This window comes from Patiriisocius hiemis (genome assembly GCF_031846325.1).
Classification (GTDB): domain Bacteria; phylum Bacteroidota; class Bacteroidia; order Flavobacteriales; family Flavobacteriaceae; genus Patiriisocius_A; species Patiriisocius_A hiemis.
Window position 1 is genome coordinate 510,236 of record NZ_JAVRHZ010000002.1, and the last position, 21,649, is coordinate 531,884.

At 34.4% G+C, this 21,649-nt stretch carries 17 protein-coding genes; 5 read left to right on the plus strand and 12 right to left on the minus strand.

The window, feature by feature from the left end; all coding sequences use genetic code 11:
* The first annotated feature begins 67 nt into the window (after positions 1–67).
* Positions 68–739: a 16S rRNA (cytidine(1402)-2'-O)-methyltransferase gene (rsmI, locus tag RM538_RS06500; protein ID WP_311332596.1), complete on the plus strand. Its 672-nt coding sequence runs from the start codon at positions 68–70 to the stop codon at positions 737–739.
* Positions 739–1,311 (plus strand): uracil-DNA glycosylase family protein, encoded by a 573-nt coding sequence (locus RM538_RS06505; protein ID WP_311332597.1) that lies wholly within the window; start codon positions 739–741, stop codon positions 1,309–1,311. The genes rsmI and RM538_RS06505 overlap by 1 nt, the downstream gene beginning before the upstream one ends.
* On the opposite strand, the gene RM538_RS06510 is transcribed toward RM538_RS06505, so the two are convergent.
* Positions 1,312–1,914 carry a carboxymuconolactone decarboxylase family protein gene (locus tag RM538_RS06510; RefSeq protein WP_311332598.1) on the minus strand — a complete coding sequence of 201 codons (603 nt, stop codon included), beginning with the start codon at positions 1,912–1,914 and terminating at the stop codon, positions 1,312–1,314.
* Between the two features lie 130 nt (positions 1,915–2,044).
* Here RM538_RS06510 and recJ point away from each other — a divergent pair, with 130 nt between their 5' ends.
* Positions 2,045–3,736 carry a single-stranded-DNA-specific exonuclease RecJ gene (gene recJ / locus RM538_RS06515; protein ID WP_311332599.1) on the plus strand — a complete coding sequence of 564 codons (1,692 nt, stop codon included), beginning with the start codon at positions 2,045–2,047 and terminating at the stop codon, positions 3,734–3,736.
* On the opposite strand, the gene RM538_RS06520 is transcribed toward recJ, so the two are convergent.
* From RM538_RS06520 to RM538_RS06535, 4 genes are all read right to left on the minus strand, one after another.
* Positions 3,733–4,485: a UDP-2,3-diacylglucosamine diphosphatase gene (locus RM538_RS06520; RefSeq protein WP_311332600.1), complete on the minus strand. Its 753-nt coding sequence runs from the start codon at positions 4,483–4,485 to the stop codon at positions 3,733–3,735. The two genes, recJ and RM538_RS06520, sit on opposite strands and share 4 nt — an antisense overlap.
* A gap of 53 nt (positions 4,486–4,538) precedes the next feature.
* Entirely contained in the window at positions 4,539–4,988 is a 450-nt protein-coding gene (locus tag RM538_RS06525) for a 6-pyruvoyl trahydropterin synthase family protein (protein ID WP_311332601.1), read from the minus strand.
* Positions 4,989–5,233: 245 nt separating this feature from the next.
* The gene (locus RM538_RS06530) at positions 5,234–6,589 is read right to left on the minus strand and encodes an MATE family efflux transporter (RefSeq protein ID WP_311332602.1); all 1,356 of its coding nucleotides are present in this window, start codon (positions 6,587–6,589) and stop codon (positions 5,234–5,236) included.
* A gap of 9 nt (positions 6,590–6,598) precedes the next feature.
* On the minus strand, positions 6,599–7,105 hold the full coding sequence (locus tag RM538_RS06535; RefSeq protein ID WP_311332603.1) for a GNAT family N-acetyltransferase: 507 nt from the start codon (positions 7,103–7,105) through the stop codon (positions 6,599–6,601).
* 41 nt (positions 7,106–7,146) lie between these two features.
* Between RM538_RS06535 and RM538_RS06540 the strand changes: the two genes are divergently transcribed.
* On the plus strand, positions 7,147–7,941 hold the full coding sequence (locus RM538_RS06540; protein WP_311332604.1) for a universal stress protein: 795 nt from the start codon (positions 7,147–7,149) through the stop codon (positions 7,939–7,941).
* 8 nt (positions 7,942–7,949) lie between these two features.
* Here RM538_RS06540 and RM538_RS06545 read toward each other — a convergent pair whose 3' ends face one another.
* The 5 genes from RM538_RS06545 to RM538_RS06565 all read right to left on the minus strand — a co-directional run bounded on the left by RM538_RS06545 (position 7,950) and on the right by RM538_RS06565 (position 17,469).
* Positions 7,950–8,798 (minus strand): alpha/beta hydrolase family protein, encoded by an 849-nt coding sequence (locus RM538_RS06545; protein ID WP_311332605.1) that lies wholly within the window; start codon positions 8,796–8,798, stop codon positions 7,950–7,952.
* The gene (locus RM538_RS06550) at positions 8,798–11,521 is read right to left on the minus strand and encodes a PD-(D/E)XK nuclease family protein (RefSeq protein WP_311332606.1); all 2,724 of its coding nucleotides are present in this window, start codon (positions 11,519–11,521) and stop codon (positions 8,798–8,800) included. Before RM538_RS06550 ends, RM538_RS06545 begins: the two co-directional genes overlap by 1 nt.
* Before the next feature lie 71 nt (positions 11,522–11,592).
* Positions 11,593–12,981, minus strand: coding sequence for an OmpA family protein (locus RM538_RS06555; protein WP_311332607.1), 1,389 nt, complete (start codon positions 12,979–12,981; stop codon positions 11,593–11,595).
* A 122-nt stretch (positions 12,982–13,103) separates the two neighbouring features.
* The gene (kbl, locus tag RM538_RS06560) at positions 13,104–14,303 is read right to left on the minus strand and encodes a glycine C-acetyltransferase (protein WP_311332608.1); all 1,200 of its coding nucleotides are present in this window, start codon (positions 14,301–14,303) and stop codon (positions 13,104–13,106) included.
* A gap of 25 nt (positions 14,304–14,328) precedes the next feature.
* Positions 14,329–17,469, minus strand: coding sequence for a UvrD-helicase domain-containing protein (locus RM538_RS06565; protein ID WP_311332609.1), 3,141 nt, complete (start codon positions 17,467–17,469; stop codon positions 14,329–14,331).
* 216 nt (positions 17,470–17,685) lie between these two features.
* Here RM538_RS06565 and RM538_RS06570 point away from each other — a divergent pair, with 216 nt between their 5' ends.
* The gene (locus RM538_RS06570; protein ID WP_311332610.1) at positions 17,686–18,294 is read left to right on the plus strand and encodes a superoxide dismutase; all 609 of its coding nucleotides are present in this window, start codon (positions 17,686–17,688) and stop codon (positions 18,292–18,294) included.
* Positions 18,295–18,705: 411 nt separating this feature from the next.
* Here RM538_RS06570 and RM538_RS06575 read toward each other — a convergent pair whose 3' ends face one another.
* Entirely contained in the window at positions 18,706–20,604 is a 1,899-nt protein-coding gene (locus RM538_RS06575) for an amidophosphoribosyltransferase (protein ID WP_311332611.1), read from the minus strand.
* Positions 20,605–20,706: 102 nt separating this feature from the next.
* Positions 20,707–21,630, minus strand: coding sequence for a PfkB family carbohydrate kinase (locus RM538_RS06580; protein WP_311332612.1), 924 nt, complete (start codon positions 21,628–21,630; stop codon positions 20,707–20,709).
* Positions 21,631–21,649 lie beyond the last annotated feature (19 nt).

Consider the following 21,649-nt stretch of genomic DNA (forward strand, 5'->3'; position numbering starts at 1 on the left):
AAGTAATTCTAATCTTGATATCAACCTTTTGAAATACGTATTAAAATAGGTTGCAATAAAAATAACCATGAGCAAACTCTACTTAGTACCAACACCTATAGGGAACCTTAAAGACATCACGCTTCGTGCTATTGAAGTGTTAGAAGCAGTAGATTTAATACTTGCTGAAGATACTAGAACTAGCGGGAAGCTGCTCAAGCATTTTAATATTACCACTCAAATGCATAGCCACCATATGCATAACGAGCACAAAACTACCGAGACCATTGTAAACCGTATTAAAAATGGAGAAACCATTGCTTTGATTAGTGATGCTGGAACTCCTGCCATTAGCGACCCAGGGTTTTTACTTACACGTGCTTGTCTTGCTGAAGGGATTGAAGTAGATTGTTTACCGGGCGCTACAGCTTTTGTACCTGCCTTGGTAAATAGTGGATTGCCAAATGACAAGTTTGTTTTTGAAGGCTTTTTGCCTGTTAAAAAAGGAAGACAAACCCGCCTACAACTCCTTGCAGAAGAAACCCGCACACTTGTTTTTTATGAATCTCCTCACAAACTACTAAAGACCCTTAGGCAGTTTGTGGAATACTTTGGAGGCGAGAGAAAAATTTCAGTTTCTAGAGAATTAACCAAACTCCATGAAGAAACCATTAGAGGAAGCTTAACAGATGTATTAGAACATTTTACTAATAAAGCTCCAAAGGGAGAATTGGTTGTTGTTGTAGAGGGAAAAAAGTAATGCAACACCTTCTTTCAGAAATAAAAAACTGCACGATTTGCAAAGAGCACTTACCATTAGGGCCTCGTCCTGTAGTAACAGCGCATAAAAGTTCTAAAATTGTGATAGTTGGGCAAGCGCCTGGTACAAAAGTGCACGCATCTGGGATTCCGTGGGATGACCAAAGCGGTAAAAAATTACGACAATGGCTCAATGTTACCGATGAGCAGTTTTATACAACTGAGAATTTTGCCATAGTGCCTATGGGCTTCTGCTATCCTGGAAAAGCAAAAACAGGAGATTTACCTCCAAGGCCGGAATGTGCCCCACAATGGCACACTAAACTGCTCGACAAAATGCCCAATGTGCAATTAACTATTCTAATAGGAAGCTACGCTCAAAAGTATTATTTAGCAGAAAAAGCCAAACGAACTTTAACTGATACCGTAAGCGAATATAAACAGTACTTGCCAAGATACTTTCCTATTCCGCATCCCTCACCTACCAATCGTTTTTGGCGTGCAAAAAACCCATGGTTTGAAAAAGAAATAGTACCCGTACTTCAACAAAAAGTAAAAGAGGTTTTAAAATAGTTAATATTGAGAACCGTTGTGTTTTCCTTCTTCCCAACCATGTTTTCCTAAGTATTGTTCACCACTTTCAACAGCACCATCCTCAATGGAAGTTCCCATTGAGTCATTCCAACGGTTTAGGTAACCAAATAAAGAGATAACACCTAGCATCTCAACTATTTCGCCTTCGTTCCAATATATGTATAAACGTTCTTTTATTTCGGCATCCACACCATTAGGTACTTGAGAGGCTTGTAGCGAGAAATCCAATGCTGCGCGTTCTGCTTCAGAAAAAGCAGGATGGGTACGGTATTCCCAAATATTATCAAGTTGTTCTTGCTCTGCGCCATAACGTTCTGCAGCTCTTATAGCATGTGCTTGGCAGTATCTACAACCAGTAGCATTACTACTTACCCAAGCAATCATTCGTTTAAGGGCAGAGGTTACTCGACCTTCATTTGCCATAACGGCTTTGTTAAGATTAATAAAAGCACGACTTATCGCAGGTCTGCGCTGCATGGTTAGTACACTATTGGGACAAAACCCAAGGGTTTCATTAAAAAAGTCTGCTAACTCTTTGGTTGTTTCATCATGATCTGGTGAAAGTGGAGTAACTAATGGCATATCTACTTGTTATTTTTTCTCGAAGGTACAAATATGCTCTTAGATTTAGAAAACGAATTTCTCTCTTATTTTTTAGTTTCTCATTCATATCGTACATTTATAAACTCCCCGTAAACTTTGTTATATACCTATGCGCTGGACCTTACAACCCAAACCAGAAACACATAAAGTTGAAGTACTATCAAAAGCATTAGACGTGTCCAATTTAGTTGCGACATTACTTATTCAGCGAGGTGTTGAAACTTTTGAGGACGCAAAAAAATTCTTTAGACCAGCCTTAGAAGACCTTCATAATCCATTTCTTATGAAAGATATGGACAAAGCAGTTACAAGAATAGAAGCTGCAATTGCCAATGATGAAAATATCTTGGTCTATGGGGACTATGATGTAGACGGCACAACAAGTGTGGCTTTGGTTTCTTCTTATCTTAAAACGTATTACCCCAATGTTGCCACCTATATTCCAGACCGCTATGATGAAGGATATGGTATTTCCTATAAAGGGATAGATTTTGCTCACGATAATGACTTTTCATTAATTATTGCATTGGATTGTGGAGTAAAAGCCATTGATAAAGTTGAGTATGCGAGTGAAAAGGGGGTCGATTTTATTATTTGTGACCATCATCGTCCTGGAGCAGAATTACCAAATGCAATTGCGGTTTTAGACCCAAAAAGAGAGGATTGTAATTATCCTTATAAGGAGTTATGTGGCTGCGGGGTTGGCTTTAAGTTAATACAAGCACTTACAGAAAAAAGAGGAGGGACTATTGAGAACTTACTGCTATACTTAGACCTAGTTGCTACAGCTATTGGTGCAGATATAGTGCCCATTACTGGAGAAAATAGAGTGCTTGCTTATTACGGGCTTAAAGTAATTAATAGTAACCCTAGAACAGGTTTTAAGTCTATCTTAAAGCAGATTAAAAAAGAAACACTTACCATCACAGATGTGGTGTTTATTATTGCGCCTCGTATTAATGCGGCTGGTAGAATGAAACATGGAAACCACGCAGTTACACTACTTACTGAAACCGATATGAATAAAGCGGCTGTTTGGGCTGCCGAAATAGAAACGTTCAATACCGATAGAAGAGAGGCAGATAAGCAAATAACCAAAGAGGCACTTAAGCAAATTTTAGATAACGCTGAAGAAGATAAAAAAACAACGGTTGTGTACAATGAAAATTGGCATAAAGGTGTCATAGGAATTGTAGCTTCTCGCCTTACTGAAACCTATTATAGACCTACCCTTGTCTTTACCAAAAGTGGAGACAAATTGGCCGCTTCGGCACGCTCTGTAAAAGGCTTTGACGTATATAATGCGCTAGAGGCTTGTAGTGAATATATAGAACAATTTGGCGGGCACAAATATGCTGCAGGGCTTACTTTACACGAAAAAGACTTTGAAAATTTTAAGACTAAATTTGAAGAAGTGGTTGCCAAAACCATAGACCCGAAGTTACTTACTCCAGAGGTTAAAATTGATGCCGAAATAAACTTAAAGGATATTACTCCAAAGTTTTATAGAATTTTAAAACAACTGGCACCTTTTGGGCCGGAGAATAGGACCCCTGTTTTTATGACACAACAGTTAAAAGATGTTGGTTTTGGAAAATGTGTAGGAGAAGATAAAAGCCATTTACGATTAGTAGTGAAACAAGGAAACTCTAATCAATTTACGTGTATTGGATTCGGAATGGGAGATAAGGAACCTATTGCATGTAAAGGAGCACCTTTTAAAGCTGCCTATGTAATTGATGAAAACGAATGGAATGGCACAATAAGTTTACAATTAAGGCTAAAGGATATTAAACCTTAATACTCTTTTAATTCAAAAGAAGTTCCGTCAAAAACTCCGTAGGTAAAATGGGTAATCCAGTCGCCTAAATTATAATAAGTGCTATTTTTACCAACTTCAATTTGCATAGGTAAATGGCGATGTCCAAAGATAAAATAATCGTAGTGCTTGGTTTCTAGTTTTCGTTTAGCATAAAGTGCTAACCATTCATTTTCCTCACCAAGGAACTTTTTATCCTCTTCTCCAGAAATCAACTTATTTTTTACTGAAAGATATTGTGCTAGACGCATTCCTAGCTCTGGATGAAACCATCTAAACAGCCATTTAAAGACACTATTTTCAAATACCTTTTTCATTCGTTTATAGCCTTTGTCTCCTGGCCCTTTCCCGTCTCCATGTCCAATAAAAAAGGTTTTATCGCCTAATTTAAATTCTTTTGGTTCTCTGTAGGTGGGGATGTTTAATTCTTTTTCAAAATAGTCATGCATCCACAAATCGTGATTTCCAACAAAAAAATAAATAGGAATTCCACTATCACTAATTTCTGCTAGTTTACCTAACACTCTTACAAATCCCTTAGGTACTACAGTTTTATATTCAAACCAAAAATCAAACAAATCGCCTAATAAAAATATAGCAGCGGCATCTTCTTTAATTTCGTCCAGCCATTGTACAAATTTTTTTTCCCGAGGAAGGCTGGCTTCTGGAGTAGGGGCGCCAAGATGATTGTCGCTAGAGAAGTATATTTTTTTTCCTGAAGGAATATCCATAAAGGCAATTCTATGTAAACACCCTTTAATTATATTTAGGGTAGTATCTTTTATTAGTTTTCTTCGGCATACCACTCAGCATAACTGGTAGCTGTCTCCTGCAATTTTAATGAATGTAATGCTATGTTTTGAGGTAATCTTTGTTTAATTTTTTCAGCAAAATCTATTACCATCATTTCGCTTGTTGGTTGATAATCTACCAACAAAACACTATGCCCCCTATCACTTAACTCCTTTGCAAGTTCTACATGAGGTGTATTCTTATTAAAAACGGTTGCATGGTCAAACACATCTACAATTTCTTCTTTTACAATTTTTTTTAGGTCACCAAAGTCTATTACCATTCCAAATTTTACATTATCAGAATCATTTATAGGAGTCCCAATTACAGTTACTGAAAGTTTATAACTATGCCCATGCACGTTACGACACTTACCATCATACCCATAAAGAGCATGACCGGTTTCAAAAGAAAATTGTTTGGTAATACGAATGTTGCTCATCTTCTTTTTTTGAATCTGTTATAAAAAAACAGGATGATTAAAAGTAATCCTAAAAGCAAAAACAATCCGTTTCCACTTAAAAATTGTAAAATGTCCATTGGCAGTTTTTTTCAAAAATAACGAATTACTTAGAACCCTTATTTTATTAGCGTTTATACTTATTATTATTTCTAACTTTTCTTATTAATAAAACTATAACAACAACGAATAAAAGAATTAAGAATCCTCCTTGTCCATTTAGGTAATTAAATATCTCTTTCATTTTTATCACTAGAAATTAATGGAATATATTTTCTTTTAAATTTTATAATAAGCGCGAGACCTCTGTAAGCAACCCACGCAATAAGTGCTGCCCAAATACCTATAAGTCCCCAATCCATATATTTAGAAAAATATAGAATAGGAATAAATGCAAATAGGGTAGAACCTAAAAGTACATTTCTTAAGTATTTCATTTCTCCTAGTCCCTTAAAAATAGAATCTAGTGTAAACGCACCAGCATTAAAAGGCAAGCATAGCAGTACCATGAAAAACATTCCGTAGAAAATTTGAAGGACTTGTGGGTCTTTATTAAACATTACTCCAATGGGTTTGTATAATAGCAAGCCAATTGCTGTTAATAAAACAGCAATTCCTAAATTATATAGGTTTACTTTCTTGGTTAATTTCCATAAGCTAGTATAGTTTTTTTCACCTAGTAATCTTCCGCCTAGTATATTTCCTGCAGCCCCATATCCATCCAAGAAAAAGGCAGTAAATATCCAGACATTAAAGGCAATTGTATGCGCTGCAATATATTCTTTACCCAAAGCAGCAGCTTCTCGAGTAGCTAGTATTAGAGCCCCATTTAATGCTAGGGAACGAACAAACAAGTTTAAACTCATAAAAACTAAACGATTAATTTCTGGATGCAAAGGAAACTGTAAGCGTAGTGAAACTTCTGTTTTCTTAAAAAGAAAAAACATAGCCAATAATGCCATTATTATTTGCGCAATTAAGCTTGCCCAAGCTGCTCCAACAACTCCTAGTGGCTCAATAAGCCCCACAACACCATACACTAAAACAAAATCTAAAAAGATGTTTATGGCGGCGCCTATTGCAGCAATTATCATAGGCCAAAAGGTGTTTTGCAAACCTCGGAAGAGTCCAAAAACTGCAAAAGTGAAAAGTGTTAGCGGAAAACCCCATACTCTAATATTATAGTAATCAATACTAAAGTCAAGAATAATACCTTCAGCGTTTAAAAAAGTGAAAATTTCTTCTACAAAAAAGTATGTTGACACTAAAACAATAATACTAAGCCCAACATTAAAGTAAACTGCTTGAGCAGGAAAATTTTTAAGATTTTGAATATTCCCCGCGCCTAGATTTTGAGAAACAATGGCAGAAATAGCACTTCGGGTTTGCCCTAAAATCCATATTAAAGCCGAAAGAAATGTACCTACTATTCCTACTGCAGCTAACGACTCTGTTCCATACTCCGGAATATTACCTACAATAGCAGCATCTGTACTAGAAAGTACAGGCTCTGCAATTCCAGCTACTATAGCGGGTAATGCAAGTTGTTGAATGCGTTTAAAGGAAATATCTGTAGTTGCCAAGCTACAAAATTAGCGATTAAACGCCAATTCATAACAATAAAAAGGGTGTTTACTTTGCTTTGGAAAATAGATGTTCTCTAGTTTGGTATAGCCTCTTGCTTCATAAAATTTTTGATTTCTTTTGTTTTTACTAAAAGTGTCTAACCGGACAGATGCAGCATTATTTTGTTTTGCTATTTCTTCGGCAAAATCCATTAGTTTTTTTGCATATCCTTGACCTTGGTATTTTGGTTGTATGGCTAACCTGTGGATGTAGTAATTATTATGATCTGGAGTAAGCCAAGTGACAGTTTGATATTCTTTGTCTTTAAATGTTGAAACTGTAATGGAACCAATAATTTTTTCAGCAACTAGTAGGACGTAGAGTTCGCCTCGATTACAATCGTTAATAAAAGCTTCTTTATTGGGATAGTGTTCATTCCATTGGAAGATACCTTCAGAAATCATTTTTGCAGCACAAGCTCTTGTAATTGTTATAATTTTATCAATTTCTGAATGTTTCGCTTTGGTAATCATTATTATAAATTAATTTTGTATCAAAATTAAAGATAATACCAATGAAAAATATACTAGTACCTATTGGAGCTTCAAAAAATTCAGCAAGCAACCTACAATATGCAATAGATTTAGCTCAAGAAGTAGATGCGTATGTGTATGTAATTTCTGTTTTTCAAGAAGTTTCTAAAGTAGGGGGGCTTACAAAAGTAAATACTATTATTAAAGAAGATACCCAAAATAGACTAAATGAAGTACTTGCTGAGGTTGATGTTAAAGATGTTACAGTTATTTCACACCCAATTAAAGGAGGAATTGTAGAAAGTATAGAGCGGTTTAACAAACATGTCCCTGTGGATCTAATGGTATTATCCCCTAGAAGTAATTCTATACGAGAAGAAGTATACCTTGGTAACATGTCTGGTAAAATAATGAAAGGAACAAACATTCCAATTTTAATTGTTCCGGAGGGCTCTGTGTTTAAAAAACCTAGCACTATGCTTATGGCATTTAAGAATGGAACATTTAGAAAAAATAGAACTTTAAAACCAGTACGCCAGTTTATAAAACATTTTGGTACAAAGGTGAACCTGCTTCATGTTGAGACTCCAGAAAGTACAGACAAGATGCGAAATGTAAGCGGGAAAGTTAAAAAGATACAGAACAAGTATATCACCTCGGAGAATGCAACTACCTTTCAGGCTGTCTTAGAACACTTTCAAAGTCATAACCCAGATATACTATGTGTGGTTCGCCGTAAAAGAGGGTTCTTTAAAAAGCTTTGGGAAAAAAATGTCGTGCTTAAGAAAGAGTTTCATACTAGTAAACCTTTACTGGTGTTACAAGTACAGGATTAGGGCTTCTTTTAGTTGCCTCTTATAAAACGAATACTTTCAGCTACACTATTTTGTAAGTCTTCGGGCATATAATTATTATTCCATGGATGGCTAGCTCCAAAAACGTGGTCACCATTATTAATAACTATGAGCTCACTATTAGAGTTCCATCTATGTAATGCTTTAGCTTCATCTAATGTAACGGTTGGGTCTGCATCTCCATGAAGAATTAAGTGTGGGATGGTAAGACTACTCACAGCTCTTTTTATAGTAAGGCGCTCCTCATTAGCCATAAAGTCTTCAAAAAATTGCCAGTAATGTGGCATTTGTTGTTTTGTTCTTCCATTTTCTACGTACGTAACACCTGTCTTTTTCCATAGCTCCCATTCTGGAGAACCTATAAAAAACCTAGTTTTATAATCACTTACACCAGCCCATGTTAGTACATTATTTACTCTTTTGTCTTCCTCTGCTTTAATACAAACAATACCTCCACCTCGACTATGCCCAATAAGGCTTATTTGATTTGAGTTAATTACTTCTTTGTAGTTTAAACTTGTGGTTATATGCGTAATTATTGCCTCTAGATCTTCTAATTCTAAACTGTAATTATTAAGACCAAATGCTTCTAAATCTGGAAAATCGATAGGGTTCTCTATTGTTCCTCCATTGTGAGAAAAATTAAATTTTACAAAAAAGAAACCTGCTTTAGCAAAAGTCTTTGCTACAAGGTCCCATGCTCCCCAATCCTTAAAACCTTTGTAGCCATGACAAAAAATAATAATAGGCTTTTTAGTGTTTTTCTCATCATGAAATATATCATATAAGATGGGTTTTTTAGAATCTCTATATAGAATGTTATTTTTTGAAATATGCATTAGTCTATTTCTTTTTCAGTAAATGGAATATTGGGCTCACAAATTTCTTGAATAAGCTTTGTTAGCATTATAGCAAAGTTTTGCAAAATATCATGCGATATTGTAAAGTCTTTTTTTGAGCTTCTAGGCGCTGGTTTAGTAGCAAATCTTAGAAAACCATTGTTTAGATTTTTAAAAGAAAAGATTCCGGCTTCATATTTAGAGTGTTTTTCTTTTTGCGCAATAATGTAACAATAAGTAAGTACCTGAAAAGCTTTACTGTAAGAGTAATCTTCTGTAATTGTTTCCCAATCAACAATTTCTAAGTCTCTTTGTTGTACACTTCCTGTTTTATAGTCTATAATACGTAATTGGCCATTATAAGTGTCTACTCTATCTACTGTTCCTTTTATATTAACAGGGTAAGAAATACCCTTAATAGAAAAAGGAATAGTTAACTTTTGTTCTAACGACTTAATAATAATACTTGCCCCATTTTTTATCTCACTTATTTCATAATGTATAAAATTTTCTATGTAACGTTTTGCAACTTCAAAAATGAGAAGGTTTTTCCCTTTAGCAGTATTTCCTTTCTTAAATATTTTTTTAAACTGATACTTTACTTCGGAGTCAACTTCTTTAAGGATGTTTTCTAGCAAAGCTATTGTTAGTTCTTTACCAATGCTGCCTTTATATAAAATTTCTAGACTCTCGTGTACTATTGTTCCAAGTGTATTGGCTGCTACAATTTCTTCAACCGTATCATCTTCTTCAACTCGCAAGATTGAATCGTAATAGAAATCTATGGGGTTTCGAATATAGTTAGTTAATGAAGAGGGAGAGAACCCTTTTTTTGCAATTTTTTGTATTTCAAGAAGTATTGCTTCGGTTTTTTCAATAGACTCAAGTTGTTTAGTCGCTAGATTTATTTTTGGTGAAACTACAACTTTTTCAATTGTATGGTTTTGTTGTTTTTCTACTTCGAGTTGCAATATAAACCTGCTTTTTTCTCCCGTCTGAATGCCTTCAGAATGATTGTTATATAGCAAATAAACATTCTTTGCTCGTTGTAATAACCTATAAAAATGATAGGTGTAAACGGCGTCTTTTTCAGTATAGAGCGGAAGCTTAAATTCCTTTTTCAGATCGTAAGTAATAAAAGATGCATTAGACTTCCCAGAAGGTAAAATACCTTCGTTTACTGAAGTCATAATTACCGTTTCAAAGTCTAGCACTCTTGTCTCAAGTACTCCCATAATTTGTAAACCTTGGTAAGCATTTCCTTTATAATCTAATGATAGGGTCGCTATAGCTTCTTTAAATAATTGATGTACTGTTTTTATAGACTGTATGGCATCAAATTGTGTGTTGTAAGATTCTAAGTTTTTAAATAGCTCGTAAAGTTGGTAAATAACTGTTTTATCAAGTGAGCTTGTGGCCTTCTCTTTTAATTGCAACAATAGATGTAAACAATTTGAAATGCACAGACTAGGATTCTTTTTAAAAGAAGAAAAAAGTGTAGTTAAGGTGTTGTGCGAATCTTTTTTTGCAATACTTAGAATATAGTCAAGATTAAAATGGGTTGCATTATTCACAATAATAGCCTCAACAATTTTAGGAGCATCATTTACCAATGTTGCGGCTATTGGATGTTTTAAAAGAGTTAGAACGTCCTTATAAAACAATTGTTCTTTATTCTTAACTTGAAGTGTGAGTAGTTTGTCAAAAAAATGAGTTATTTGAAAATTTTGTAAAGAAACTCCCATTGTAACATTTACCTCAAGAATGTTTTCTGGAAGTGAGTAAAGTAAGGGAATTAATAAACTTTCATCTGCTAAAACAACCGCTGTACTATTAAGTTGTTCTTTTGAAAGTTTTGAAAGGATTTCTGAAACATATTTTACTTGAGCAGCATTTTTTTGCGTTTCTATAAACTGAAAATTTTTATTTTCAGAAAAGGAATTTGACAACCCAATATCTCTAAGTGTTTTATAATATTTCCAAGTTGAAACATAATTTCTTAAAAAATAAGATGCAGCGTGTTTTTTATCGTCGTATAAAGTTTTGTCCAAATCCCAAAATACTTCAGTATTCCCAGCTTCTAAAAGCTCTTGGATTATGGTTTGTTCAGCTTTATTTAAAGCATTAAAACCTATAAAAACATGAGGTGTATTATTATAGCTTATATAGTGTTCAATATTTTGAGCAGCAACTCTGTAGACTAAACCTTGATACCCAGTTTGATTGTTAATGAGGTTTTGTGTTAATGCTTTGTAGAAGCCCAACAAACTCTCCCAGAACTTTAAGTAGTTTTCAATAAGTGTTGTTTTCTCATGAGTAACATTCCATCTCTCAAGTGTTTTTATCCCACTTAAATAAGTAAAGAATTTCTTAGGATCTAGGAGGTACCTATCTATTTCGTTGAAGTCATTAAGAAGTGTGTTTACCCATGATATGTATGTTTCAAAATCTTCTTTTTCATGGGATGGGTTTACAGTTTTATAAACTTCGTAACTTTTAAAAAGCAGTAAAGTATTGTCTGCAATAGTAAGTGCTGAAAGTTCTTCTATAAACTCTTCAATACTAATAATTTTTGGAGAAAATATAGTTTTATCGATGCTATGCAGCAATTTTTTTTTTAAAAACCCACCAGCTCTTTTACTAGGTAGAATAATAGTTAAAGCTGAAAGGTCTTTATAATTGCTTTTTAGCTTTTTTACTACTTCCTCAAGAAATGTTTGCATTGTATAAAAATAAGAAACGCCTCCAATTATGGAGGCGTTTCAAAAAATTTATTTGAGATGTGTTCTAAATATTATTTCTTTAAAGAAATTTCAACACGTCTGTTTGCTTGTCTTCCAGCAGCAGTTTTGTTTGACTCTACTGGTCTTGTTTCACCATAACCTTCAGAAGTTAATCTAGCTCCTGAGATTCCGATTGTAGTTAAGTAAGATCTTACAGACGCAGCTCTTTCGTTAGAAAGGTTTAAGTTGTAATTATCACTACCTCTACTATCTGTGTGACCTTCTACGTGGAAGTTAGCATTTGGATATTCTTTCATAATATCAGCAATACTCTGTAATGCTGAGTAAGACTCCTGACGGATAGTTGCTTTGTCGTAGTCGAAAAGAATTGTTTTAGAGTAGTTGTTTAACTCTTCAATAATTTCAACAGTTACTTCAGGACAACCGTTATTTGCAACTGTACCAGGTACGTCTGGACATTGGTCATCTTTATCTAATACTCCGTCACCATCTCTATCTTCAAAAGGACAACCGTTGTTTGCAGCAGGACCTGCTTCGTTAGGACATTGGTCATCAGCATCTGTAATTCCATCACCGTCCGCATCAGGACAACCATTTAAAGCTGCGAGACCAGCAACAGTAGGACATGCATCTTGTGGGTCTGCAATTCCGTCACCATCAGTATCAGGGCATCCATTAAACTCTGCTAAACCAGGAGTGTTAGGACATGCATCGTTTCTGTCTTCAATACCATCACCATCTGAGTCTGGACATCCATTGAACTCAGGAAGGCCTGGAGTTTCTGGACACTCATCATCTTGGTCATATATACCATCACCATCCGTATCTTTTCCACCAAACTTAAATGCTATACCAGCAGAGTGTTGGAAGTGTGTAATACCATAAGTATCTTCAAAAGCATACTTGTATTGAGACTGAAGGCTAAGTGCAAAGTTTTCGGCTAACCAAATTTTAACACCAGCGATACCGTTTGCAGTACCAAAACCTATGTCATCAACCCAAGTATAACCTCCACCAATTCCTAATGAAGGATCAAACCATCCACCAGGACCTCCGATAAGGTCTCTAAAACTATACTCAATTTCTCCATCAACTGCGTAATAAGTTACTTCATCTATTCTTACTTCACCAAGCTTATCAATTCTATTAAGAGTTCCTGCAGCTGTAAAAACAAAACCACTACCAATATATCTACTTACTGCAACTTTAGATACAGAAGGTAAAATGTTCCAGTGATCATTTACATTGAAGAATTCGTCAAAAATTTCTCCTTTAGTGGCAGCAGGTAATCTACCGTCATCATTAATTCCAACAGGATAAACGTCTACTGCGTTTACACCAATTTCGATTGCCCATGGATTGTTTTCGTCCTGAGCATTAGCTACGCCTACACCAATTAGTAAAAGGGCAGCAACTAAAATACTGTTTAGATGTTTCATATTCGATTGTTTAATTTTTTAAGTGTTAATAGAGCAAAAGTAAGTTGTTAAAACTTACTAACAAAAGCAAATCTATTAAAAATTTTATAAACTTAAAGCTATTTATATAGAAATATAAGTGTTTAACCGGTAATAACTGCTAGTTTTTTTCCTACTTTAATGAATGCTTCAATTGCTTTGTCTAAGTGTTTTTTTGTGTGAGCTGCAGATAATTGTACTCGAATCCTTGCCTTTTCTTTAGGAACTACGGGATAAAAGAAACCAATTACATAAATCCCCTCTTCAAGAAGCATGTCTGCCATTTGTTGGGATAGTTTTGCATCATATAGCATTACTGGTACAATAGCAGAGTCACCATCAATAATATCGAAACCTGCATCTTTCATACCCTGTTTAAAATATTTTGTATTGCTTTCAAGTTTATCTCTTAATTTTGTGTCATTAGAAAGCATATCAAATACCTTAATAGAGGCCCCTACGATTGCCGGCGCAAGAGAGTTTGAAAACAAATAAGGTCGTGAACGTTGGCGAAGTATTTCAATAATCTCCTTTTTGCCTGTGGTATATCCTCCCATTGCTCCTCCCATTGCTTTTCCAAGAGTTCCGGTAATAATATCAATACGTCCCATTACACCTTTTTCTTCTAGAGTACCCCTTCCTGTTTCACCAATAAAACCGGTAGCGTGGCATTCATCTATCATAACTAATGCATCGTGTTTTTCTGCTAGGTCACAAATTTGATCCAGAGGAGCTACTAATCCATCCATAGAAAAAACGCCATCGGTTACTATAATTTTAAAACGCGCTCCGTTTTCGTTAGCAGCTAGTAATTGTTTTTCTAGATCTGCCATATCATTATTAGCATATCTATATCTTGCGGCTTTACATAAGCGAACACCATCTATAATTGAGGCGTGGTTTAATGAATCTGAAATAATAGCATCTTCTGGCCCTAAAAGAGGTTCAAAAACACCCCCATTAGCATCAAAAGCTGCTGCATATAAAATGGTATCTTCTGTTTGGTAATACTCTGCAATTTTTCTCTCAAGTGTTTTGTGAATATCCTGAGTACCGCATATAAAGCGTACTGAAGACATCCCAAAACCATGAGTGTCCATCGTATCTTTTGCAGCTTGTATTACTTCTTTATTAGATGATAAACCCAGATAATTATTAGCACAAAAATTAATTACCTCTTCCCCAGTAGAAATTTTAATTACTGCGTCTTGAGGCCCTGTAATTATACGCTCTTTTTTATATAGACCGTTTTCTTTTATTTCTTCTAATTCTGCTTGGAGGTGTTCTTTAATCTTTCCGTACATAGTTTTATTTTTTTGGATTTCAAAGTTACAGGTTATTTATCAAAATTTCACCTTCAGAAATGTAAACTAACGTCTTATTTATAACGTTAAACCCCATCTGGTTTAAGACAGAAGCATATTCATTAATTTGCTGGTTGTTTTTTTCGTTAGGAGCTCCTGTTTTGTAGTCTACAATGGTAGCTTTATTGTCTTCAAGGAAATTAATTCTATCTGGCCTTAGTATTACACCATTTGTAGTTAAGATGTCCTTTTCAATAGCAATTTCTACTCCATTCTCAAATAAATGTTTTAATTCTGAATGACTTACAATTTTTTTAATAGATTGAATAACTGAATTACTGACATTGTTTTTCTCTGAATATTTTTCTAAGGCATCATCAACATCTTGATGCGATACAATTAGTGCCATAATATCATGAATACTATTACCTAATTCTATAGCTTCTGAAGCTTCTGTATCCCAAAGGGAACCTTTAGAAGTACTGTAATATAGTTGATGGCTTTCTGGAGAAGAAGTACTGTAGAAAGGGGTGATTTGCGTAATGGCTTTTGTGATATTTGACCCTGTTTTATTCTGAAAAACACCAAACTCATATACATCTTTTCCTTCTTCCCAGATGTTTTGCTGCTGTAGGAAAGAAAGAAAAAGATTATTATAATCTTTAAGTAATTCTGTCTTTGAAGGCTTTGCTTCTTCGGCAAATATGTAAAGTTGTTCTACAGCTCTAGTTAAGGCAACATATAACATATTGTAATTGTCTAACTCAAGGATTTTTCTTCGTTCCTCATACAGATTTTTTCCTTTTTGGCTATACTCGGCTACTTCTTTTTTGAAATTAATTCTAACTTGATTAAAACCAGCTGTTGGGCTTTCTAAAGGATACCAAATTTTAGCATCTTTATCTTCATAAATACTAACATCTGCATATGGAAAAATTACAACAGGAAATTCGAGTCCTTTAGATTTATGGATAGTCATTAATTGTACCGCATCAATCGCTGTGCTAGTTGCAATAGCTGCAGAATCTTTTTTGGTTTCCCAATGTTCCAAAAACTCTGTTTTTTTATTGGGTTGTTGTTCATATTCAAAAACAAAATCCATAAACCCAAAAATGTATGCGTCTGCGTCTTTTTTAAAATGGAGCTTTTCAATTATATATTCGCATGCTTCGTAGGTGGTTAAACTTGCAAGTTGAGTAAAATCTAAATTAATATTGTAAGCGGCCAGCTTTTCAGAAAAACCAAGAAGAGATGTATTTAAAAATGAAGTTATAAAAAAGTGTTTATCCGTCTTAATATCAAGATACTTAAAAAGAAAAGAAGCAATAGAAACCTTAATAGTATTGCTAGGCACATTTTGTATTAATTGTAATAATGAAATAATACAATTTATTTTTTGTGAAGAAGCTAAGAGCAATGTTTCTTGCGAGACCACAGGGATATTTTGCTCCATTAAAAGAGTACTAAGTTCAATACCGTCTTTTTTCCTCCTGGTAAGTATGCAAATGTCTTTATAACTAAAATTAGATTTCTTTAGTTTCTTAATGGTTTCTAGCACTTTTTTACCATAAATTTCATTTTTTTGAGAAGCATCATCAAAAGATATAAATGAAATATTTACATAACCATCACTATCTTTTTCTAATTGTTGTTTGCTACCACCTATATACAGATTTTGGTGTGCTTCATTAGCAAGAAGTTGAGCAATATGATTAAAAAAATCATTATTAAAATGTACAATCTCTTTACAACTACGGAAATTTTTAGGTAGGTTTTCAACCTTCTTAGGGACTGGAAACGGATTTGTATTTGCGCATAAGTCTAAAAATTGTTCTGGTAGACCACCCCGCCATCTGTAAATTGACTGTTTGGTATCTCCAACTAGTAATAAAGAGCCCAGTTCTTCATTTTCAAACTGTTGCGTCAGGACGTTTTCAATAAGCGGTTTCAAATTTTCCCATTGGTATAAAGAGGTGTCCTGAAATTCGTCTATAAAGTAATGACGGTAGCGCTCTCCTAAACGCTCATAAATAAAAGGGGCGGGTTGGTTTTTTATCTCACGATTAATAAGCGTATTAAACTCTGAAATTGGCAAGATATTTTGTTCTTCTTTAATTGTTTCAATTTCATTTTTAACGAGATTAATAACCGAAAGGGGTGTTAAGTTTTTAATAATATTTTCGTGTAACAAAAGCTGCTGTATAACCTCCTTTGTTTTAAGAAATTGTTCTTTAAAATGAGGAGTAAGCTCTTCTATAGTTTCAGCTGTATCGGGAGTTTCTTTTAAAACCCTTCCTGGGTACATTGGCTTTTCTCCCATGGATTCTTGCCAGGCTGTTCCAAAACTTACATTGGTATCTAGCGCACTTACTTTTAAAAGGTATTTAGGGAAGTATCCTCCAGAAAAATCAGAATGTTCCAGTCCACTTTCAGCAATAAGTGTCAATACATCATTAGCGATTTTTACTAGCTTTTTTTCTAACTGTTTCTTTTTTTCTTGCAGTTCTTTTTTAAGGATAATAAAATCACTTAGTTTTTTATTTTTTAATGTTTCTAGCGCTTGCAGTTCGTTTTCTTGATAGAGTATAGAGGCTGCTTTAGTAATATCCCTACTAATGTCCCAAGATCGATCATCGTCAATTTTTTCTAATACAAAATCAAGCAATACTCGGGTTACTTCTTTATTTTCTCCTGCTTTGCCTATAAGTTCTTCTACAGCTTCTTTTAGCAATTGGTTTGTGTCTAGGGTAACATCAAAATTGGACGATAACTGAAGGTCTCTAGAGAACGTTCGTATAAGTTGATGGTTAAACCTGTCTATAGTCTCTACACTAAAGCTAGCGTAGTGATGAAGTAAATGCTTTAATATGTGCTTTGCTTTGTTCTGTATAGTTGCAATAGGCATTTCAATTTCTTCAGCAATAGCCAGCATCATATCATTTGGGTTTTCTGCTGCTTTTTCTTCTGAAAATGTTATCAAGGCAGTCACAATTCGCTGTTTCATTTCAGCAACCGCTTTATTTGTAAATGTGATGGCTAGTAGGTTTTTGTATCCTGAAACACTTGATGAGGCTAATACTCTTTTTAAGTATTCTTTTACAAGTGTGTAGGTTTTTCCACTTCCAGCAGAAGCATTGTAAATTTTAAAAGTAGTTTCTGTATCCAATTAATATAGCTTTGGTACTAAAGTAATTAAAATAGCACTCCTGAGGAAGTAGTAATCTATAAGGTTCTTCTTTTTTAATCCAAATTATTAAAATTGGCTGACTATTATAATTCTTTATACTATTATAAAAATCTTATCAATTCTATAACAGTATAAAACGCTAGTATTGTGTATTTTTGGGATAAATTGATTTACTAACACAAAAAATAGATTACAATGGCTTTTGAGTTACCAAAACTAAAATATGCGCATGATGCACTTGCGCCACACATTGATGAAAAAACTATGCAAATCCACCACGGAAAGCATCATCAAGGATATACAAATAAGTTAAACGCAGCAATTGAAGGAACCGAACACGAAGGTAAAACAATTGAGAACATACTCATCAATCTAGATATGTCTAACAAAGCTGTTAGAAATAATGGAGGAGGTTTTTACAACCATCGTTTATTTTGGGAGGTAATGTCTCCTAATGGTGGTGGAGAACCTACTGGAGAGCTATCCGATGCAATAAAAGATGCTTATGGAAGTTTTGAAGCATTTAAAGATGCGTTCTCTACGGCTGCAAAAACTCAGTTTGGCTCTGGATGGGCTTGGTTATGCGTTCACAAAGGAGGAAAAGTAGAAGTGTGTAGTACACCAAATCAAGATAATCCGCTAATGCCAAATGTTGGCTGTGGAGGAACTCCAATCTTAGGACTTGATGTTTGGGAACACGCTTATTATTTAAACTACCAAAACAGAAGACCAGATTATGTTGAAGCATTTTTTAATGTTATAGATTGGGAAGAAGTAGCAGCTTTATACGCTAAGAAAAAATAGTAAGCTTTTTACTGTAATATAAATTAGAACGCAGCTTGAGAAAGTTGCGTTTTTTTGTTTATCACAGGAATTGGGTCAATTTTCAGATCAAAACTTATATGCTCGCTTCTTTTAGTCGGATGTTTATTTTTTTAGTAAATAAACAAGACATGTAGTAGTAGAATAGGCCTCGCTCACTTTGTTCCTTCGCCTACCCCATTTAAGATTTGGGCAAAATAAAAAAGGTAAACAAGTTGTTTACCTTTTTTGCCCCAAATCTTACCATGAACTTAACCTACTTATGCTATGGTAGACTGCTAATATAGTACATATATCAATATAAAAAATAAGAGTTTTCTTACTTTTGGATTAAGAGAAAATAATACCCGATAAAAAACCTATTTTTAAATAAAATTAAGATTTTTTTAACATTTAATAAGCCCGCTCTGGATTTCCTTCATAAAAGTTAATGTAAGCTTTATTAACTACTCTATTACCTCCATGAGTAGGGTAATCTCCAGTAAAGTACCAGTCTCCCAGGTTTTTTGGACAGGCTTTGTGTAAATCTTCTACTGATTGGAAGATTAACTTCACCTTGCTGTTAATTTCAGTATTACTTAGTAAAACGGCTATTTTGTCTGAAATTTCTTCGTCTGTAAAAGGCGCGTACAACTCTTTTACATGATTTACAACTTCATTATCTTTTAATTGAAGTTGTTTTTTACAGCGTTTATAGATGTCTTCTACAATGCCATATGTTCCTCTGTCTTTATGTAATTCTAAAGCTGCTTGAAAAGCGATAAGATTTTCTAGTCGTGCCATATCAATTCCATAGCAATCTGGATAACGTATTTGAGGTGCTGATGAAACCACAATAATTTGCTTAGGATGCAAGCGATCTAGCATTTTTAAAATACTCTTTTTAAGTGTTGTCCCTCTTACAATACTATCATCAATAATAACTAAGTTATCTTCTGGCTTTACAACACCATATGTTACATCATAGACATGAGCTACTAGATCATCCCTGCTACTATCTTCTGTAATAAAGGTTCGTAGCTTAACATCTTTAATAGCTATTTTTTCAGTTCTAATTTTATGAGATTGAATTTGAAGCAGTCTCTCATTTGTTAAGTTCCCTTCTTCTTTTAAAATTGCCTCGTTTTTCTGTTTGTTTAGTTCGTCCTGTGCTGCTTCGACCATTCCGTAGAAAGACGTCTCTGCAGTATTGGGTATAAAAGAAAAGACACTATTTTCGGTATCATGATTAATTGCTTTTAACACCTTTGGCATAACTAATTTACCTAGTTCTTTGCGCTCTTGGTAGATTTCTGCATCACTTCCTCTAGAGAAATAAATACGCTCAAAAGAACAAGATTTTCTTTCTAGTGGTTCTATAATTTGAGAAATATCCATAGTACCATCTTTTTTCATAATAACAGCACAGCCTGGATCAATTTCATTAATAGATTCAAAAGGAACATTAAAAACAGTTTGTATAGCTGGCCTTTCTGAGGCAATTACAATTACTTCATCGTCTTTATAGTAATATGCTGGGCGAATTCCCGCAGGGTCTCTTAACACAAATGCATCTCCATGTCCAAGCATTCCAGCCATGGCATAACCACCATCCCAATCTTTGGAAGACTTTTTAAGTATTTTTGTTAGGTTAAGCTTTTCAGCAATGTAGGGAGAAGCTTCAATTTTACTCAAGCCTTTTGCCTTGGCTTTTTTGTAAAGCTTCCTAACCGCATCGTCTAAGAAATGACCTATTTTTTCCATTACAGTAATGGTGTCTGCTTTTTCTTTAGGGTGCATTCCTAGCTTGATGAGGTTGTCAAAAAGCTCCGTAGTATTAGTCATATTAAAATTACCCGCAATAATAAGATTACGGTGCATCCAGTTATTGGTTCTTAAAAATGGGTGCACGTTTTCTACACTGTTAATTCCAAAAGTTCCATAACGTACATGTCCTAAAAATAATTCTCCAATGTAGGGGATGTCTTTTTTTTGTGCTTCAACATCATCTTTTAATTCTGGGTTTGCTTTAAATTCAGAATTAATACGCTCATTTATTTGTGCAAAAATATCTTGGATGGGTTGCGATTTGTTAGAACGTACCCTACTTATATATCTCTCTCCTGGATTAACATCTAACTTAATACTAGCAAAACCAGCACCGTCTTGTCCACGATTGTGCTGTTTTTCCATCATTAAATACATTTTATTTACACCATAAAATGCTGTTCCATATTTCTTCTTATAGTACTCTAATGGTTTTAATAATCTAACCATTGCAATACCACATTCATGTTTTAAAGCGTCACTCATATTTATTGCCCTAATAGTCGGGTAACTTTTTTTCCTTGTAGAAGGATACTATAAATCTAAAAATAAATTAAATAAAAACGCCCCAAAAACTGGGGCGCATATTTATACTAACGTTATCTCAAACTGAGTTAAATTCTTAAACTGTTGTAAGCGATGCTGCAACTCTTTTTTTGTTAGGCTTTGCATTCGCTCTGTTCCAAATTTTTCTACACAGAAAGAAGCTAATGCCGAGCCATATACAATTGCAGTCTTCATATTTTCAAAGCTATAATCTTCAGTTTTTGCTAAATATCCTGTAAATCCACCTGCAAATGTATCTCCAGCTCCGGTAGGATCAAAAACTTCAGCTAATGGAAGTGCTGGTGCAAAAAACATTTCGTCTTTATAAAAAAGTAGAGCGCCATGTTCTCCTTTTTTAATAACAACATATTCTGGCCCCATTTTCATAATTTTTTTGGCCGCATTAACTAGTGAATATTCTCCTGAAAGTTGTCTGGCTTCTTCATCGTTAATGGTAATTACATTAACCTTAGCAATTACTTGCTTAAGCTCTTCTAGTGCACAATCCATCCAAAAGTTCATAGTATCTAGTACAATCATTTTAGGATTGTCCATTTGGTCAACCACACTTAATTGCACCAATGGATGAAGATTACCAAGCATTACCACTTCGGCACCTTTGTGGTCTTGAGGTACTTTTGGCGAAAAATTTTCTAATACATTTAATTCTGTTACCAAAGTATCGCGAGAGTTCATGTCGTTATGATATTTCCCGCTCCAAAAAAATGTTTTACCATCTTTAATAACTTCTAAGCCCTCAATATCCATGTTTTTATCTTGAAGCATCGTGATATATTCTTGCGGAAAATCACCACCAACAACCGATACAATTGCGGAATCTACATTAAGTTGAGAGGCCGATAAACCAATATAAGTGGCGGCACCTCCTAGTATTTTATCTGTTTTACCAAAAGGGGTTTCAATCGCGTCAAAAGCAACAGTACCTACAATAACTAGTTTGGACATAAATAAGCTTGAAAAATTA

Bases quoted from the DNA above. Each gene is read 5' to 3' on its own strand.
- rsmI (WP_311332596.1), top strand. From the start codon at position 68: ATGAGCAAACTCTACTTAGTACCAACACCTATAGGGAACCTTAAAGAC.
- RM538_RS06505 (WP_311332597.1), top strand. From the start codon at position 739: ATGCAACACCTTCTTTCAGAAATAAAAAACTGCACGATTTGCAAAGAG.
- RM538_RS06510 (WP_311332598.1), bottom strand. From the start codon at position 1,914: ATGCCATTAGTTACTCCACTTTCACCAGATCATGATGAAACAACCAAA.
- recJ (WP_311332599.1), top strand. From the start codon at position 2,045: ATGCGCTGGACCTTACAACCCAAACCAGAAACACATAAAGTTGAAGTA.
- RM538_RS06520 (WP_311332600.1), bottom strand. From the start codon at position 4,485: ATGGATATTCCTTCAGGAAAAAAAATATACTTCTCTAGCGACAATCAT.
- RM538_RS06525 (WP_311332601.1), bottom strand. From the start codon at position 4,988: ATGAGCAACATTCGTATTACCAAACAATTTTCTTTTGAAACCGGTCAT.
- RM538_RS06535 (WP_311332603.1), bottom strand. From the start codon at position 7,105: ATGATTACCAAAGCGAAACATTCAGAAATTGATAAAATTATAACAATT.
- RM538_RS06540 (WP_311332604.1), top strand. From the start codon at position 7,147: ATGAAAAATATACTAGTACCTATTGGAGCTTCAAAAAATTCAGCAAGC.
- RM538_RS06545 (WP_311332605.1), bottom strand. From the start codon at position 8,798: ATGCATATTTCAAAAAATAACATTCTATATAGAGATTCTAAAAAACCC.
- RM538_RS06550 (WP_311332606.1), bottom strand. From the start codon at position 11,521: ATGCAAACATTTCTTGAGGAAGTAGTAAAAAAGCTAAAAAGCAATTAT.
- RM538_RS06555 (WP_311332607.1), bottom strand. From the start codon at position 12,981: ATGAAACATCTAAACAGTATTTTAGTTGCTGCCCTTTTACTAATTGGT.
- kbl (WP_311332608.1), bottom strand. From the start codon at position 14,303: ATGTACGGAAAGATTAAAGAACACCTCCAAGCAGAATTAGAAGAAATA.
- RM538_RS06570 (WP_311332610.1), top strand. From the start codon at position 17,686: ATGGCTTTTGAGTTACCAAAACTAAAATATGCGCATGATGCACTTGCG.
- RM538_RS06575 (WP_311332611.1), bottom strand. From the start codon at position 20,604: ATGAGTGACGCTTTAAAACATGAATGTGGTATTGCAATGGTTAGATTA.
- RM538_RS06580 (WP_311332612.1), bottom strand. From the start codon at position 21,630: ATGTCCAAACTAGTTATTGTAGGTACTGTTGCTTTTGACGCGATTGAA.